At 71.5% G+C, this 16,973-nt stretch carries 12 protein-coding genes; 5 read left to right on the forward strand and 7 right to left on the reverse strand.

Annotation, left to right across the window (positions count from 1 at the left end; translation table 11 throughout):
* Positions 1-85: 85 nt before the first annotated feature.
* Positions 86-658, forward strand: coding sequence for a helix-turn-helix domain-containing protein (locus ACWD6R_RS07605; protein WP_406417404.1), 573 nt, complete (start codon positions 86-88; stop codon positions 656-658).
* A 57-nt stretch (positions 659-715) separates the two neighbouring features.
* On the opposite strand, the gene ACWD6R_RS07610 is transcribed toward ACWD6R_RS07605, so the two are convergent.
* On the reverse strand, positions 716-1,540 hold the full coding sequence (locus ACWD6R_RS07610) for an aminoglycoside N(3)-acetyltransferase (RefSeq protein WP_451817945.1): 825 nt from the start codon (positions 1,538-1,540) through the stop codon (positions 716-718).
* A 79-nt stretch (positions 1,541-1,619) separates the two neighbouring features.
* Positions 1,620-2,045, reverse strand: a complete 426-nt coding sequence (locus ACWD6R_RS07615; protein WP_451817852.1) for a CoA-binding protein — start codon at positions 2,043-2,045, stop codon at positions 1,620-1,622.
* A gap of 59 nt (positions 2,046-2,104) precedes the next feature.
* Between ACWD6R_RS07615 and ACWD6R_RS07620 the strand changes: the two genes are divergently transcribed.
* From ACWD6R_RS07620 to ACWD6R_RS07630, 3 genes are all read left to right on the forward strand, one after another.
* Positions 2,105-2,731, forward strand: coding sequence for a YigZ family protein (locus ACWD6R_RS07620; RefSeq protein ID WP_451817853.1), 627 nt, complete (start codon positions 2,105-2,107; stop codon positions 2,729-2,731).
* Between the two features lie 537 nt (positions 2,732-3,268).
* Positions 3,269-4,435: an exonuclease SbcCD subunit D gene (locus ACWD6R_RS07625; protein WP_451817854.1), complete on the forward strand. Its 1,167-nt coding sequence runs from the start codon at positions 3,269-3,271 to the stop codon at positions 4,433-4,435.
* Positions 4,432-7,551 (forward strand): AAA family ATPase, encoded by a 3,120-nt coding sequence (locus ACWD6R_RS07630; protein WP_451817855.1) that lies wholly within the window; start codon positions 4,432-4,434, stop codon positions 7,549-7,551. The genes ACWD6R_RS07625 and ACWD6R_RS07630 overlap by 4 nt, the downstream gene beginning before the upstream one ends.
* Before the next feature lie 108 nt (positions 7,552-7,659).
* Here the strand turns inward: ACWD6R_RS07630 and ACWD6R_RS07635 are convergent, their stop codons facing one another.
* Both ACWD6R_RS07635 and ACWD6R_RS07640 read right to left on the reverse strand, forming a co-directional pair.
* Positions 7,660-9,345 (reverse strand): DUF885 domain-containing protein, encoded by a 1,686-nt coding sequence (locus tag ACWD6R_RS07635; RefSeq protein WP_451817856.1) that lies wholly within the window; start codon positions 9,343-9,345, stop codon positions 7,660-7,662.
* 121 nt (positions 9,346-9,466) lie between these two features.
* Positions 9,467-9,973 carry an Lrp/AsnC family transcriptional regulator gene (locus tag ACWD6R_RS07640; protein ID WP_451817857.1) on the reverse strand — a complete coding sequence of 169 codons (507 nt, stop codon included), beginning with the start codon at positions 9,971-9,973 and terminating at the stop codon, positions 9,467-9,469.
* A gap of 59 nt (positions 9,974-10,032) precedes the next feature.
* Between ACWD6R_RS07640 and ACWD6R_RS07645 the strand changes: the two genes are divergently transcribed.
* A complete protein-coding gene (locus ACWD6R_RS07645) occupies positions 10,033-11,244 on the forward strand; it encodes a trans-sulfuration enzyme family protein (RefSeq protein WP_451817858.1) in 1,212 nt (403 codons plus the stop codon).
* On the opposite strand, the gene ACWD6R_RS07650 is transcribed toward ACWD6R_RS07645, so the two are convergent.
* The 3 genes from ACWD6R_RS07650 to ACWD6R_RS07660 form a co-directional block, all read right to left on the reverse strand.
* Positions 11,180-12,613, reverse strand: a complete 1,434-nt coding sequence (locus ACWD6R_RS07650) for a GNAT family N-acetyltransferase (protein ID WP_451817946.1) — start codon at positions 12,611-12,613, stop codon at positions 11,180-11,182. The two genes, ACWD6R_RS07645 and ACWD6R_RS07650, sit on opposite strands and share 65 nt — an antisense overlap.
* 210 nt (positions 12,614-12,823) lie before the next feature.
* A complete protein-coding gene (locus tag ACWD6R_RS07655) occupies positions 12,824-15,523 on the reverse strand; it encodes a DUF6493 family protein (RefSeq protein ID WP_451817859.1) in 2,700 nt (899 codons plus the stop codon).
* Positions 15,520-16,893 carry an SWIM zinc finger family protein gene (locus tag ACWD6R_RS07660; protein ID WP_451817860.1) on the reverse strand — a complete coding sequence of 458 codons (1,374 nt, stop codon included), beginning with the start codon at positions 16,891-16,893 and terminating at the stop codon, positions 15,520-15,522. Before ACWD6R_RS07660 ends, ACWD6R_RS07655 begins: the two co-directional genes overlap by 4 nt.
* Between the last annotated feature and the right edge of the window lie 80 nt (positions 16,894-16,973).

The raw sequence follows: 16,973 nt of genomic DNA on the forward strand, positions 1-16,973 counted from the left end.
TCGCAGTACAGTGCGATGAACGAGTGGGTGCACCACACCGTAGTGCAGTATTTTCGACTCTGTCATCCAGAATATTGGACGGAACGTGTCTGACCTCGACCAGCTCACGCAGTCGCTCGCGCGCAACCTCAAGCGCTGGCGCGGCGAACGCGGCTTCACCCTGGACGCCCTCGCCGCCCGCGCGGGCGTCAGCCGAGGCATGATCATCCAGATCGAGCAGGCGCGCACCAACCCGAGCGTCGGCACCACCGTCAAGCTCGCCGACGCGCTGGGCGTCAGCATCACCACCCTGCTCGACTACGAACAGGGCTCCCATGTGCGGCTGGTGCCCGAGAGTCAGGCGGTGCGCATGTGGTCCACCGAGGCGGGCAGCTCCACGACCCTCCTCGTCGGTACGGAGGCCAGGGGGCCCCTCGAACTCTGGTCCTGGCGCCTGATGCCCGGCGAGGGCAGCGCCTCCGACCCGCATCCCGAAGGCACCGTCGAACTCCTGCACGTCACCACGGGCGTACTCACCCTGGTCGTCGACGGCGAGGCGCACTCCGTACCCGCAGGCACCTCCGCCACCTTCGAGGCACACCACCCGCACGCCTACCGCAACGACGGCTCCGAGCCCACCGAGCTCACCATGGCGGTCTCCATCCCGCCGGCCCGCTGAGTTCACCGGCTGAGACGGTCAACCGGACCTCGCGCAAGCCTGTGACGGGCCGCCGGGTCACGGCTGGGTCCCCCGCAGAGACGGAAGCCGGCGGGTCGCGAAGTCGACCGCGTCGGTGAAGTCGAAGAGCCGGGCGGCCGTCGAGCCCACCGGGCCGGTGCGTACCGCCGCGCCGTTGTCAGTGCGGGCGAACTCCGCCCCGAGCGCGGCGAAGTCGCTGTCGTCCAGTGCTACGTCCTCGTACTCCCACCAGTGACGTCTGCCCCGGGTCGTCACCACACAGCGGTAGGTGCGGCGCGGCGGGGTGGGTGCGCGGTACTCGCCGAGGTGGAACGCGGTGCAGGAGTCGAAACCGGTGCCCAGCAGCAGCACTTGAGCCCGTACGTCGTAGAGGCAGGCCAGCGGTGAGTCCTCCCCGAGGTGACAGTCGGGGTGGTGGTGTGCGACCAGCTTGCCGGCGAGGGGGCCGAGGGCGGCGAAGGATGTCTGGGGGTGGCTGCTGCGTGCCGCCCCCGGGGTCAGCCGTACGGTCTCCGCGAGACGGCCCATCGACGGTGCGGCCGTGGTGGCGGGGTCGAACGGCGGCAGGCTCGCGCGGACCGCCTCCCGGGCGTGGTCGGTGAGGCCGCGGACCCGGTTGCGGTACTGGGGGGAGGTGTCGGAGTTCTCCGGTGTGAACGACGGGACGATCAGGGTGCCGTCCTCGCCGAGCGCGTCCCGCAGCGCACCGATCAGGGCGCCGGCCCCGCCGCTGACCGCTCCCACCGCCCGCATCGACGCATGCACCAGGAGGACGCCGCTCCGCTCCACGCCGAGCCGGGACAGCTGATCGGCCAGCCGGCTTCGGCGGTGGGCGACGTTCACGGCACTCGGCGCACTGATGACAGTCACAAGGGGGCATTCTCCCAGCGGAGCGTTATGTGTGATACCCCGCACATTCGGCCGAGGAGTGGTATGCCGCTTATCGGTCCAGAAGGGGTATTTCAATCGCCGGGCAGTGGTCCATCACCATGTCGAGTCCGGCCGCCCGGGTGCGTTCGTACGCAGCGTCGTCGATTACGCCGAGCTGGAACCAGACCGCCTTCGCGCCGATCCCGACGGCCTCGTCCGCGACGGCGCCCGCCAGTTCGCCGTTGACGAAGACGTCCACGACATCGACCGGGAACGGGATGTCGGCCAGCGACGCGTATCCCCTCTCGCCGTGTACCCGTTCCGCCTTGGGGTGCACCGGGACCACGCGCTTGCCGAAGCGCTGGAGGACCGCGGCGACGCGGTAGGCCGCGCGCGACTCGTTGTCGGACAGTCCCACCACGGCCCAGGTGTCGCCCGAGTCCCGGAGAATCCTGCGGATCGTCTCTGTCTCGGTCCCTGCTGCGTCTGCGTACATGATGCGGACAACGGACTGCGGCCGCGGGCCATTCCCGCTGCTGCACATAGGGTGGACGGATGCAGGAGCAGTACCGGACAGTCGCCCGAGCGGGCGTGCGCGAGATCGAAATCAACCGATCGCGCTTCATCTGCGCGCTCGCCCCCGCCGCCACTGAGCAGGAGGCGCAGGACTTCGTCGCACGCATCCGCAGGGAACACCCGACCGCCACCCACAACTGCTTCGCGTACGTGATCGGCGCCGACGCCTCCGTACAGAAGGCCAGTGACGACGGGGAGCCCGGTGGCACCGCGGGCGTCCCCATGCTGCAGATGCTGATGCGCCGGGAGATGCGGTACGTCGCCGCCGTCGTCACCCGCTACTACGGCGGGGTGAAGCTCGGCGCCGGAGGGCTGATCCGGGCCTACGGAGGAGCGGTCGGCGAGGCGCTCGACGAGCTGGGCACGATCACCCGGCAGCGGTTCCGGCTCGCCACGGTCACCGTCGACCACCAGCGGGCGGGCAGGCTCCAGAACGACCTGCGCGCCACCGGACGGGCCGTGCGGGAGGTGCGGTACGAGGAAGCGGTGATCATCGAGATCGGGCTGCCGGACGCGGATGTCGAGGACTTCCGGCGCTGGCTGGCCGATACGACGGCGGGTGAGGCGCTGCTGGAGCTGGGCGGCGAGGCGTACGGGGACGCCTGAACGCGCTCGGCGGGGTGGGACGGCCGGGCTGCGCAACCGGAATTCGGTGGGGGGAGGCCGTTAGCCTCTCGGTCGGTTGATCATCGTCGGCCTGCAGGGCGCGTCCGACCTCCCGAGAGGACCTTCGCATGAGAACCGAGCCGCAGGCTGTGGACATGGAGGCCCTGCGTTCGCCGACGGGGACGTGCTGCGCGGCGAGCATCCCGGGCGTACCACTGGTCCGGAGCGATCCGTGTACGCCCCCGTCGGGCTTCCCCGGCAGGATCTCGCCGTCGCCTGGGCCGCATACCGGCAGGCGGAACGGCTCGGCATCAGAACGCGGATCGACCTTCTTCGCTGAACACGTCGGAGGCGGTGCGCGGCGATGGGAGACTGTGAGCTGTGAGGAAGCGGGTTCGTGAGGGATCAGGGGCGCAGCGGCGTTAGCGTGGTCGGTGCCGACCGTGCGCTCCCGCGCCGGTCCGGTGCGGCTCCCGGGCACGGCAGGCGCGGACGCTGGGTGCGAAGGAAGGGAAACATGCAGGTCGGAGCCAGGTCTTGAGGATTCTGCACACATCGGACTGGCACCTGGGGCGGTCGTTCCACCGGGTCTCGCTGCTGGAGGCACAGGCCGCCTACCTCGATCATCTGGTGGCGACCGTCCATGAGCGCGAGGTCGATGCCGTCGTCGTCGCGGGTGATGTCTACGACAGAGCCGTGCCCCCGCTCTCCGCCGTCGAGCTCTTCGACCGGGCCCTGCACAGTCTTGCCGCCGCGGGCGTACCCACGGTGATGATCTCCGGGAACCACGACTCGGCCCGCAGGCTCGGCGTCGGCGCAGGACTGATCGGACGGGCCGGTATCCATCTGCGTACCGACCCGGCGGAGTGCGCCACCCCCGTCGTCCTGCACGACGAGCACGGCGATGTGGCGTTCTACGGGCTGCCCTACCTCGAACCGGCCCTCGTCAAGGACGTGTTCAAGGCGGAGCGGGCCGGACACGAAGCGGTGCTGACCGCCGCCATGGACCGGGTCCGCGCCGACCTCGCCACCCGGCCGGAATCCACCCGCTCCGTGGTCCTCGCCCACGCCTTCGTCGCGGGCGGCGAACCCAGCGACAGCGAGCGCGACATCACCATCGGCGGTGTGGCCGCCGTACCCGCCGGAGTTTTCGACGGCGTCGACTACACGGCACTCGGCCATCTGCACGGCTCCCAGGCCGTCACCGACCGGGTGCGCTACTCCGGCTCACCCCTCGCGTACTCCTTCTCCGAGGTCGCCCACCGCAAGACCATGTGGCTGATCGACCTCGGAGCCACCGGAACGATCACCGCCGAGCGGATCGACTGCCCGGTGCCCCGCCCGCTCGCCCGCCTCCGCGGCCGCCTGGACACCCTGCTCGAAGACCCCGCGCTGGCCCGGCACGAGGAGGCATGGGTGGAGGCGACCCTCACCGACCCGGTCCGTCCGGACGAGCCGATGGCCCGCCTCCTGGACAGGTTTCCGCACACCCTGAGCCTCGTCTTCGAACCCGAGCGGGCCCCCGAGGACCCGCTCGCCTCGTACGCACAGCGCCTCAGGGGGCGCGACGACCAGCAGATCGCGGAGGACTTCGTGGCGCATGTCCGGGGCGGGAACGGGGCGGACGACCAGGAGCGCACGGTGCTGCGCGGCGCCTTCGACCACGTACGGGTGGACGACGGCGTGCGCGAGGTGAACCGTTGAGACTCCACCGGCTCACCGTCACCGCCTTCGGCCCGTTCGGCGCCACCCAGGAAGTCGACTTCGACGCGCTCTCCGCCGCCGGACTCTTTCTGCTGCACGGACCCACCGGAGCGGGGAAGACCTCCGTCCTCGACGCCGTCTGCTACGGGCTGTACGGCGCGGTGCCCGGAGCCCGCCAGAGCCCCGGCACCTCACTGCGCAGCGATCACGCCCCGGCCGGCCTCCCCACCGAGGTCCGGCTGGAACTGACCGTCGGCGGACGGCACCTGGAGATCACCCGGCGCCCGGCCCAGCCCCGCCCCAAGAAGAAGGGCGAGGGCTTCACCACCGAGAAGGCGCAGAGCTGGCTGCGCGAGTACGACCCCGAGCACGGCTGGCGGGCGCTCAGCCGCTCGCACCAGGAGATCGGCGAGGAGATCACCCAGCTCGTCGGGATGAGCCGGGACCAGTTCTGCCAGGTGGTGCTGCTGCCGCAGGGCGACTTCGCACGCTTCCTGCGCGCCGATGCCGAAGCCCGCGGCAAACTGCTCGGCAGACTCTTCGACACCCGCCGCTTCGCGGCCGTCGAGGAACGGCTCACCGAACTGCGCCGCACCACCGAGACGCAGGTCAAGGCCGGGGACGAGCAGATCCTCGGGATCGCCCAGCGGATCGTCCAGGCCGCCGGACCGGCTGCCGGTGAACTGCCCCTGCCGGACGCCCGGCCCGGCGATCCGGGACTCGCGGACGGCGTACTGGAGTGGGCTGCAGTGGCCCGCAGCAACGCCCGGGAACGGCTCGACATCGCCGAGTCCGTACTCTCCGCCGCCGAGAGTGGGCAGGCCCTCGCCCGCCGCGAACTCGATACCGCACGCGAACTCGCCAGACTCCAGCAGCGGTACGAGGAGACGCGCCGCCGCGCCTCCGAACTCGAAGCCCGCCGCCCCGAGCGCGACCGGCAGTGCGAGCGGCTCGAACGGGCGCGCAAGGCAGAACTCGTCGCCCCCGCACTGGAGTTGCGCGACGACGCCGAGCGTGCCCACCGGACTGCCGGAGAGGCCCGTGAGCGCGCCCGCGCCCAGCTGCCCGACACTCTTGTCGACGCGGGTGCCGAGCAGTTGGCAACCCTGGAACGCAGGCTCCGGCAGGAGCTCGGCGGTCTCGACGCCGCGCGTCGTGCCGAGCGGCGCAGCGCGGAGATCGACACCGAGCGGGCCGAACTGGAACGTCAGGCCCGCGCCGACGACGAACTGATCCAGGAAGCGGAAGGCTGGCTGGCGGGCTGGGAGTCCACCCGCCGCGAACTACAGGAACGCATCCAGACGGCACAGGAGTCCGCGACCCGCGCCGAACACCTTGCGGGACGGCTTGAGCCGGCCCGCCGCCGCCTGGACGCGGCCCGTCGCCGCGACGCGCTCGCGGCCGAGACGACGGATGCGGCCCGCCGGCTGGCCGCGGCCCGCGAGCGCGCCCTGGGTGCACACGAAAGGTGGCTTGGGCTGCGGGAGCAGCGGCTGCGCGACATCGCCGCCGAGCTCGCGGCGGAACTCGTCGACGGCGAGGCCTGCAAGGTCTGCGGGTCGGGCGACCACCCGGAGCCCGCGCGCGCAGCGGATGGGCATGTCGACCGGGCAACCGAGGAGACGGCTCTCGCCGTGTACCGGCGGGCCGAGCAGGCGCGTACGGAGGCGGATCGGGAGCTCGGAGCCGTACGGGAGAAGCACGCGGCGGCGCGTGCCGCGGCGCTGCCCGTGGTGGGGACCGCTGCCGATGATGCCACTGACCGCGGAGCTGCCGGGACTGCCGATGACGGGCCCCACGCTACTGAACCAGCGGTTGTCGAACTTGAGGCGCTGGTAGTCGAGTTGGCGGCCGAGCACACCCATGCGCACCGTACCGCCGCCGGAATGCACGCCGCGCGCGAGGCCCTCGCGGTCGCCGAACGGGAGCAGACCGAGAGGCTCGAAGCGCGGCAGCAGGCCGAGCGCCGCTGCGCCGCCCGGATCTCGCGGCGGGAAGGGCTCGATCGGGAGCAGGCGGGCCTGGAGGCCGAGCTGACGGTCGCTCGCGGCGAATCCGGCAGCGTCGCCGCGCACGCCGCCCTGTTGGAACGCCGGGTGGCTCTGCTCGCCGACGCCGCCGAGGCGGTGCGCGCCGAGGAGCTGGCGGCGCGGCGCAGCAAGGAGGCCGACGGCCGGCTCGCGGACGCCGCGTTCCGGGCCGGGTTCGACACCCCTGAGGCTGCCGCTGCCACCCTGCTCACGGACGCCGAGCACCGCGACATCCAGCACCGGATCGATGGCTGGCAGGCCGAGGCCGCAGCCGTCGCCGAACGGCTCGCCGAGCCCGAGACCCGCGCCGCCGCCGAGCACCCGGAGGCCGACCCCGACGGCGCACAGGCCGCGTACGACGCGGCCGAGGGACGGCTGCGGAACGCCGCCGCCACGCTCGCCGCCGCCCGGGAGCGCTGCGCCGAACTCGGCCGGCTGTCCCGCCGCGCGGCGGAGGACGTGCGCACGCTGGGACCGCTGCGCGACGAGTACGACCGGGTGGCCCGGCTGGCCGGGCTCACCGCAGGCACCTCTGCGGACAACGAACGGAAGATGCGGCTGGAGTCGTACGTTCTTGCCGCCCGGCTCGAACAGGTCGCCGCCGCCGCCACCGCACGGCTGCAGCGGATGTCGTCGGGCCGCTACACGCTCGTCCACTCCGATGCCCGCACCGGAGGCCGCCGGTCCGGCCTCGGGCTGCATGTCGTCGACGCCTGGACCGGCCGTGAGCGCGACACGGCGACGCTCTCGGGCGGCGAGACGTTCTTCGCCTCCCTGGCTCTGGCGCTCGGTCTCGCCGACGTCGTCACCGACGAGGCGGGAGGGGTCCGGCTGGACACACTCTTCATCGACGAGGGGTTCGGCAGCCTCGACGACCAGACCCTGGACGAGGTCCTCGACGTACTGGACTCGCTGCGCGAGCGGGATCGCAGCGTCGGCATCGTCAGCCACGTCGGCGATCTGCGCCGCCGGATCCCCGCCCAGCTCGAAGTGGTCAAGGAGCGGCACGGGTCGGCGGTGTTCCACCGCGCGGCCGGCGAACTGTGCGTCGGGGCGCGTGGAACGCAGCGGGTCGGAGCAGAATAGAAACCTTTTCGTGATCGTTGCGCCGCTCTCTTCCGGCAGAGGGGGGAAGCGGCCGGGCCCACCGTACCGAACCGGGCCCGACCGCCTTCGTGTCGATAACCGTCCGGGTCAGAGCTTCGACAGCTCGTCGACCAGATCGTCCAGACCCAGCGGCCCCTGCGACAGGGCGGCCATGTGCCAGGCCTTCGCATCGAACGCGTCGCCGTGCGCCTTGCGCGCGTTCTCCCGGCCCAGCAGCCAGGCACGCTCGCCCAGCTTGTAACCGATGGCCTGCCCCGGCATGGACAGGTAGCGGGTCAGCTCGCTCTCCACGAAGTCCGCCGGCCGGCCGCTGTGGTTGCCGAAGAACTCCTGCGCCAGCTCGGGTGTCCACCGCTCACCGGGGTGGAAGGGGGAGTCCGCCGGGATCTCCATCTCCGCGTGCATGCCGATGTCCACGATCACCCGGCAGGCACGCATCATCTGCGCGTCCAGGTAGCCGAGGCGGCGCTCCGCGTCGGGCAGGAAGCCGAGCTCGTCCATGAGCCGTTCCGCGTACAGCGCCCAGCCCTCGGCATTGGCGCTGACGATGCCGATCGACGCCTGGTAGCGGGAGAGACTGTCGGCGACATGGGCCCACTGGGCGATCTGCAGGTGGTGGCCCGGGACACCCTCGTGGTACCAGGTGGAGACCAGGTCGTACACCGGGAAGCGGGTCTCGCCCATGGTGGGCAGCCAGGTGCGGCCGGGGCGGGAGAAGTCCTCGGACGGACCCGTGTAGTACGGGGCCGCGGCGCCGCCGGGCGGTGCGATCCGGGACTCCACCTTCCGTACCCGCTCGGCGAGTTCGAAGTGTGTGCCGTCGAGGGCTTCGATCGCCTCGTCCATCAGGCCCTGCAGCCAGGCCTGGACCTCGTCGACACCCTCGATGTGCTTGCCATGTACATCGAGATGGGCCAGCGCCTCCCAGGGGCCGGCCCCGGGCAGCACCTTGTCGGCCTCGGTCTTCATCTCGCCGAGCAGCCGGTGATACTCGGACCAGCCGTACGCGTACGCCTCGTCGAGATCCAGATCGGTACCGTTGAAGTAACGCGACCAGCGGGCGTACCGCTCGCGGCCCACCGTGTCGGGCGCACCCTCGACCGCGGGGGCGTACACATCGCGCATCCAGTCACGCAGCGCCTCCGTGGCCTCCGTGGCCTGCCGGGCGGCGTCGTCCAGATCCGCGCGCAGCGAGTCCGGGCCCGCGGCGACGAAGCCCTGGTAGAACCCCGTTCCGTCCTGTCCGACCCACTCGGTCAGCTGGCCGATGAAGGTGGCGGTGGCGCGCGGACCGCCGTACAGCTTCCGTTCCAGGCCGAGCGCGAGCGAGGCGCGGTACCCCTCCAGGGCTCCGGGAACCGCGAGCAGCCGCTCCACGACCGCCGCCCAGTCCTCATCGGTCTCGGTCGGCGTCACCGTCAGCACCTCGCGGACGCTGTGCGCCGGTGAGTGCAGGTTGGAGACGGCTCGCAGGCTCTCATCGGCCTCATGGACAGCGATCTCCGCGGACAGCCGCTCGCGCAGCAGGCGGCCACAGCGGCGCTCTGCGTCGCTGTCCGCGCCAGGGAGCTGCTCGGCGGCGTCGAGCTTCACCAGGGTGGCGCGGGCGAGTTCGGCAAGGGCTTCCTGCCCGGCGGGGGAGAAGTCGGGAAGACGGCGGGAGCTTTCCGCCACACCGAGGTAGGTACCTGAGATCGGGTCGAGTTCGATGAATGCGTCGACGTAGGCGTCGGCGACCTGGCGGGGCAGCGCGCTGTTCGAAGTGTCTGACATGCGGACATCTTCGTACGGCCAGAGGGCCCGCGTCACTATCAATAGATCTCAGGGACTTGACACAGCCCATTCCGGTTCGACGTGGTGGACGCGGATCACCGACCGCGGTGGCCGGAACCGGTCATTCGGATTCTGCGGTCCTTCCGGGCGCCGTGGCGGCCGGCGGCAACAGTGGCCCGCACTCCCACTGCTGGAATATCAGCCGCGTCTCCACCCGGGCCACTTCGCGCCGCGAGGTGAACTCGTCGAGCACCAGCCGCTGCAGATCCGCGGTGTCGGCAACGGCCACGTGGACCAGATAGTCGTCGGGGCCGGTCAGATGGAAGAGCGCACGGGACTCCGGCAAAGCCCTGATCCGCTCGACGAACGGGCCGATGAGCTCCCTGCGGTGCGGGCGGACCTGCACCGAGAGCAGCGCCTCCAGACCACGGCCGATCCTGGCCGGGTCGAGACGCAGCCGGTGGCCGAGAATCACGCCTGAGCGGCGCAGCCGGGCCACCCGGTCCAGACAGGTCGACGGTGCGACCCCGACCTCGGCGGCGAGCTCGCGGTACGTGGTCCGGGCATCGTTCTGCAGCAGCCGCAGAATGTGCAGGTCCACCGGGTCCAGAACGACGGAATCGGCCATTCGCCGAACGTAGCACGGTGCTTCGACGCCACGGCCCGTCACCTGTTCAGAGTGGTGTCATGGACACTGAAGCCTCGATGCGGCCCTCGACGACACCCCGGTCCAGGGCGCTGGCTACCGAAGCCGTGCACGCTGGACGCGACGACCTCGCTGCACTCGGCCTGCACGCCCCGCCGATTGATCTGTCCACCACCTACCCCTCGTACGACTCCAGGGGAGAGGCGGAACGGATCGACACCTTCGCCACCACCGGCGCCCGGCTCGACGGGCCGCCTGTCTACGCCCGGCTCGACAACCCGACCACGGCCCGGTTCGAAACGGCTCTGGCCCGGCTCGAAGGGACCGAGAGCGCTGTGTCGTTCGCCAGCGGAATGGCGGCGTTCACCGCGGTTCTGCTGGCCCGCGCGAGCATGGGACTGCGCCATGTGATCGCGGTCCGCCCGCTGTACGGCTGCAGTGACCATCTTCTCGGTGCCGGACTGCTGGGCACCGAAGTCACCTGGACCGATCCGGCGGGCATCGCGGAGGCGATCCGTCCGGACACCGGCCTGGTCGTGGTCGAGACACCGGCCAACCCGACGCTTGCCGAGGTCGACATCCGGGCGCTCGCGCACTCCTGCGGGTCGGTTCCGCTGCTCGTCGACAACACCTTTGCCACGCCGGTCCTCCAGCGGCCCGTCGAGCACGGCGCACGGATCGTTCTGCACAGCGCCACCAAGTACCTGGGCGGGCACGGCGATGTGATGGGCGGCGTCGTCGCCTGCGACGAGGAGTTCGCGGCCCGGCTGCGACAGGTGCGCTTCGCCACCGGCGGGGTACTGCATCCGATGGCCGGATATCTGCTGCTGCGGGGTCTGTCCACCTTGCCGGTACGGGTACGTGCCGCTTCCGCGAGCGCCGCCGAACTGTCCCGTCGGCTGGCCGCCGACCCGCGCATCGCCAGGGTCCACTACCCGGCGGTGGGCGGGGCGATGGTCTCCTTCGAGGTGTACGGGGATCCGCACCGGGTGATCTCCGCCGTACGGCTCATCACTCCCGCGGTGAGTCTCGGCAGTGTGGACACGCTGATCCAGCATCCGGCCTCCATCAGCCACCGCATTGTGGATGAGGGAGACCGGCAGGCTTCCGGTGTCGGGGACCGGCTGCTGCGTATGTCGGTCGGCCTGGAGGACGTCGAGGACCTGTGGGCCGACCTCTGTCAGGCGCTCAGCGACTCGCCTGCTCGTACGGCGGCAGGGAGCGTACCGGAGTCGCGTCCAGCCGGGCGGTGATGACGAGTGTGCCCTCCTCGATCTGGTAGTCGAGGGGAAGTTCGAGGGCTCGCATGGCGGCGACCATGCCGGTGTTGGACGCCTGGGTGACGGCGTAGACGCTGTCGCAGCCGGCCTCCACGGCGAGCGTCGCCAGGCGGCCGAGGAGCTCCGAACCGATGCCCCGGTGCTGCCAGTCGTCCTCGACGAGGAGGGCCACCTCGGTCTCGTCACCGTCCCAGAGGAGGTGTCCCAGGGCGACCAGGCGGCCGGAGGCCGTCTGGACGGCCAGGGTGCGGCCGAACCTGGGGCTCAGCAGGTGGTCCAGGTAGCGGTCGGCGTCGCGGACGGGACCGTGGTAGCGCAGCCGCAGCGTCTGCTCGGAGCAGCGGTTGTGCATGGCGCGGGCGGCGGCCAGGTCGCTCCGGTCCGCGCGGCGGACGGTGATCTCGTTGCCCTCGGGGAGCGTGAGCACGTGCTCGCTGCGCGGGACGCGGGGGCCGAGCCGGGCGTCGAGCTCGACCAGGGCGCGGGCCCGGGCGAACTCGGTCGGGGTGAACGGCAGATAGGGCCGCTCGATGGTGATCGCACCGCCGGACGGGTCGCGCAGTCGCATCACTGTCTCCTCGAGCATCCCTTCGACCGGTGCGCTCTCGCCGGTCGCACGGCCGGTGATCGAGACGGCGGGCAGCGAGTGGATGGTGCAGCGCCCGAGCAACTGGCGCAGGGCGAGCGGGAGTTCAGCGGCGTCCAGGGCGGTGCGGGTGGCGAGTTCCAGGATCCGGGTCGGGGCGTCCACCAGGTCGTGCGCGTCGGCCCGCTCGATCCAGGTGGAGCTGCCGCCCGCGGCGGAGATCGCCCGGCTCAGCTGCCGGACCTGGAGCGAGGCGGGGGCGCGCAGCAGGAACTCGTCGACCGTGCCCTGTGCCAGCGGATGCGTCTGCAGAGTGAGGATGTCGATCCGGTGCCGGGCGAGCGCGATGCAGAGCGCGGCGAGGCTGCCGGGGGTGTCCCGGACCGTGGTGCGCATCCGCCACAGCACCGTGTCCTCGTCGGACGGGGCCGGACCGGCGGCGGTGGGCGTGGTCACGAGTGCGGCGGCAGCGGTGGCCGCCGCGTTGTCGGTGACCGTGTGGTGGGACAGGTCCACGCTGTAGCCGACGCCGGTTGGCGGCGGGGCGTGACTGTGCCGCCGTGCCCACCAGGTGTGGAACGCGACCGTCGCCACGAGGGCCAGGGCCGAGGCGATCAGCAGATACGGTCCATCGGGCTGGTGCCCGATCATGTTGGCGATCGCGTCGGCCACCGCGACGGCGGTGAACAGGGCGGCCAGCTCGATCAGGTCCCGTCGCCAGTGGTGCGGGCGGCGGGCACTCTTCGCGGATGTCACATCAGTCATGAGCTCACTGTGACGGAGCGGTGTTGCCTGATCACGAACGCCTTGTGACTGATGGGTTAAGTGTGGATCTAGTCCTCTATCACCCGTTTCTACTGGTTGCTGTCGTGGATGACTGCGGCCGCCGCGGGGTTTGCGGCGGGCCTGGGCACTTCGAAGGCGGGGCGGGACGGGTCACGGTGGGGCGTGACCCGTCGCTGCGGGTTACGGCACGATGTCGTCGGCCGTCGTCTCCGATCCCTTTTCCCGGGCCGCCTGCAGCCGTGCCGCATGACGTACCAGCTGCGACGAGCCGCCGCGCGCGGCCAGAGCCGCCAGCCCGGGTATTGGCTCGGCCGCCACCGCACCGCAGCGTTCCGTGCATTCGGCGGCCACGGACAGCAGGTCGCTCAGCCCGCGCGGGGCCTGCTCGTACGCCAGCAGCGCGGGCAGCGCGGCGGCCAGCACGGTGAACACCGTCCGGTATGCGCCGGTGGCGGCAGCCGTACGGGCGGACTCCGCCACACGGTTGGGTTTCACCAGCTCACGGTCGACCAGAATCGCCAGTTCCCGGCCGAGCAGCGCCGCGTCGAGCCTGCTCTGGGCCGCGAGCACCAGCAGGGCGTCGACCGCCGACAACCTGTCCTTCGGATGGCGGGCGCCCAGCCCGTACGCCACGGCCAGATGGATGGCCCCGGCGGCCGGGCCTCCCAGCTCGACGAGCAGGGGCAGCGGCCAGGCCGCACCCCGTAGCTCCTCGGTCGCGCAGGTGGCGACGGCGGGCAGCATCCAGGCGGCCATCGTCTCGCCGTCCTCGGGCAGGGTGGCGAGCCAGGAGCCGGGATCCTCGCCCCAGTGGTAGCACAGGCGCCCGTCCGGGAAGTGCGGGCGGCCCAGCCAGTGGAAGGAACGCGGGAACTCCTGCTGAATGACCGGACTTTCCGCGGTGGCCAACAGGACGCGTCGTGTCCCGGCAGTGGATCGCTGCAACCAGGTGCGCGCAGGCGGCTGTTCGTTCTCCAGATGGTGCTGCCGCACAGGTGCGACCGGTTCGTCCGCGTCGAGCCAGGCAGCCAGCCGGTCACCCTGCGCGGTGCCGAGCAGGGTGGCCGCCTCCGCCGCCTCCGCCGCCTCGTGCCGACCGCTGCGCCGCACGCGCAGCAGCGCCTGGGCGAAATCGGCTTCCCCGGGTTCGACCCCGAGCCGCCGATACGTACGCAGCCGCTCGACCAGCACCGCCGGGTCCAGCGAGCCGGTGTGCCATGTCGGAGTGGCCAGCAGGAACGGCGACCTGCCGATCAGTACCGAGTAGGCGGCCTCCCACAGCCGTGCCCGGAGGACTCCGTCGAGCGCGGCATGGACACAGGTGCCGGTCCCGGTCCAGCCGGCACGCCCGTCGTGAACGGCTCGCACCGAGACCCGTTCGAGCAGTACGGCCACGACGAGTTCGATGCCCGCGTCCGAGCTGAGCGTCCGCTCGACGTGGGACGATGTGTCGTCGAGCCACCACTGACCCGCCAGTGCGTCGCGCAGCGCATCCGCCAGCGCCGGACGGTCCGTGTGGGCATGGCGGACCAGTCCGTCCAGGGCCCGCTCGAAGGCGGCCGGCTCCCGTGATCCGGATCGCACCAGTGCCACCACCTCCTCGACGAGCTCGGCGGTCGTCTCCGGCGCAGGTTCGAGCCGACGCGGAGCAGGAACCGGCGGCAGCATCTCCTCGTACGGCTCGGCCGGTGGTCGGGCATCCAGAAGATCCCCGAACACCTCCGCCGCCGCTGCCCGGTGCACCGGCCCCAACAGCTCTGCGGACATGGCGAGTTCCTCGCGCAAGGGGTCGCCGACAGGGGGCGCGTACCGCGCCACCAGCTTCAGCGCCCGCTCCTGGATGCCGATGTCCTCGTGACCGAATGCCTCGGCGACGACCGGCAGCAGTTCTTCGGCCGCCGAAGCGTCGCGGCGCAGTGCCTTGCCGAGCAGCACGAGCTGGGCCCGGACCAGCTTCTTCTCCGTCCGGAACAGCACCGAACCCGAAGCGTCCGCCAGCTCCCGCACGGTCAGGCCACCGCGCTCGTCCAGCCGGGCCAGCACATCCTGCGCATGGCCCGCGACGGTCGACATGCCGTCCGCAGCCATCCCGATCCAGTCGGCGACCCGCTCGGCCTCCTCCTGCTCCGTCAGCGCGAGCCGGCGCAGCACGGCCAGGAAGAACCGCAGATCGCCGGGCTTTCCGCCACGGAGCAACCGGGTCATGCAGCAGTTGACGAGCACGGACCGCTCCAGCAGCCCCTCCTCCACCGAAGTGGCCAGCGCCGAGGGCCAGTTGTCTGCGGATTCGGGGTCCTGATCGCCGTACCAGATGACCTGCGGGGGCAGCTCCGTCGTCTCGAAGAGCCGTGGCACCATCACCGCGAGATGCGGATCCGCACGCAGTATGTCGATCAGCGGCCGCGCGCCCTTCCGCTGCCACTGCGGGGTGGAGACCCTCTCCGCCCAGCCGACGACGAAACCCTCTGTGGCGGGCACGGGGCACTGTGCCCTCTTCACCAGTTCGGAGACGAACTCGTAGTCGATCCGGGTGGCGGTGGGCCGCGCGGCCAGCCGGTGGGCGAGGTCGCCGAGCCAGGCAGGATCACGGTCCGCGAGCACGTCGAGGACCAGCGGGTACGGGGAGCGCGTCCAGTCGCGCAGCTCCCGGCCACCGATCCAGGTGGCGCAGCCGGCAGCTCCGGAGTGACAACCCGCTCCGGCGATCAGCAGGGCCTTCTGGATCTTGTCCCGTTCGCGCCATGCCCAGCTCCGCGACTCCTTGCGCAGCGCCTTCAACTCCGCCAGAGCAGAACGGCGTTCCGCCTGGTCCAGCGGCAGGAGCAGTCCGGGGACGTCTTCCTTGCGTCCCTCACGTACCGCAGTGAGCAGCTCCTTCATCGCACACCCCCGGCAACCGGTGCGCCCCGGCGGACCATCCGGACGGCGAGAGCGTGCTTGCAAGGGCCCCGCCGCCGCCGGTAGTCCGCCCACCACTGGCAGGTACAGCTCAGCACTCCGTCCTTCTCCCTCACCTGGTAGCGGTGGTCCCCCGAGGCGACGGCAGCCAGCTCCCCGTCCAGCGCGACGGCGCCCGAGCCGGCCAGCTGGCGGGCGGCGACCAGACGCGGATTGTGCCGCTCGGCCCGGTCGGCGTTGTACGGCAGCTCACGGTGGAAGTACGCCGCGTTCGCGAGGTCGTACCCCACCCGGCCCGCTGTGCCCAGCCGGGTGAGGGCAGCCCGTACCCGCTTTACCGAAAGCCCCGACTGCTCGGCGAGGTCCGCCGGTTCGATCCGCGGCTCCCAGGCGAGCAGTACGGACACCAGCTCGGCGTCGGCCGCCGCATCGTCGGTGGCCAGCGCGTCGAGCACGCCGCCCTCACCGGAGAAACCTCGTGAGGCGTCGGGCGACAGCGTCAGCGTGAGACGCATTCCCGGCAGTACCACCTCCCAGGCGCTCGCGGCGGCGGCGCCGTCGGCCACCGGCCCGTACACCCGCAACGCCGTCGCGTGACGCAGCACCCGCTGGAGCGTCACCAGCCGCTCGGGCCCGGGCAGGCACACTGCGCCGGCCACCGGCCGAGTGGTCGGCCGCAGGGTCTTCCCGGCGGGGACGACCCACTGAGCGCCGCGCGACGCGTTTCCCGACGAGCGCGGCAGCGCGCGCAGGAACCGGACCGCCTCCGTCGCGGACAGCTCCGCCCGCAGATCGAAACCGGCGGAGACCACCTGCGCCTCGGCGAACCCGCGCAGCCAACGGTCCGGCAGCGGCACCTTCTTCTCCACGACCGGACCGGCCGGTGTGGTGACCGCCATCTCCTCAGGACCGACCCGGAGATGCAGCGGATCGTCTTCCGCTATCCGCGAAAGCGCCTCCCGCAGCGGGTTGTTGACATCCACATTCGTCGTGCCGTGCCCTGTCTCCGCGCCGTCCAGACCGTCCTGCAGCACGTCGAGGCGCGCATACACGCCGCAGCAGCCGGAGAACGACTCGAAGCGCAGCCGGTCGCCGTTCCCCGTCACCACCGGGTCGAGGGAGGAGGGCAGGGTCCGCTGGTAATAGCGCGCTGACGCCACGTCCGCCACGGCCAGCAGCCCGCGGGCGGCGATCCGCGGCGAGGCGAGAAAGCCGGTGAAGAACCGGGGATGGGGCTCTGCACCCCGCGGCGTCAGACCGCCCGCGGTCTCCAGGCCGAGCAACTGTCCGGCCTGGGAGGACTCGAGAACGGAAGGGCGGGAGTAGGCCAGGGCCTGTACGGATCGGGTCATGCAAAAACCGTAGAACCCACCACTGACAATAGGCCCCGGACGGCTGTCCGGGGCCTCGCCCGACGTCGGCTACGGGCGTC

This window comes from Streptomyces sp. NPDC005151, from assembly GCF_053599875.1.

What these genes read in the sequence shown, in the direction of transcription:
- ACWD6R_RS07655 (WP_451817859.1), bottom strand. Translation starts at nt 15,523, where the DNA reads ATGAAGGAGCTGCTCACTGCGGTACGTGAGGGACGCAAGGAAGACGTC.
- ACWD6R_RS07615 (WP_451817852.1), bottom strand. Translation starts at nt 2,045, where the DNA reads ATGTACGCAGACGCAGCAGGGACCGAGACAGAGACGATCCGCAGGATT.
- ACWD6R_RS07660 (WP_451817860.1), bottom strand. Translation starts at nt 16,893, where the DNA reads ATGACCCGATCCGTACAGGCCCTGGCCTACTCCCGCCCTTCCGTTCTC.
- ACWD6R_RS07620 (WP_451817853.1), top strand. Translation starts at nt 2,105, where the DNA reads ATGCAGGAGCAGTACCGGACAGTCGCCCGAGCGGGCGTGCGCGAGATC.
- ACWD6R_RS07640 (WP_451817857.1), bottom strand. Translation starts at nt 9,973, where the DNA reads ATGGCCGATTCCGTCGTTCTGGACCCGGTGGACCTGCACATTCTGCGG.
- ACWD6R_RS07645 (WP_451817858.1), top strand. Translation starts at nt 10,033, where the DNA reads ATGGACACTGAAGCCTCGATGCGGCCCTCGACGACACCCCGGTCCAGG.
- ACWD6R_RS07635 (WP_451817856.1), bottom strand. Translation starts at nt 9,345, where the DNA reads ATGTCAGACACTTCGAACAGCGCGCTGCCCCGCCAGGTCGCCGACGCC.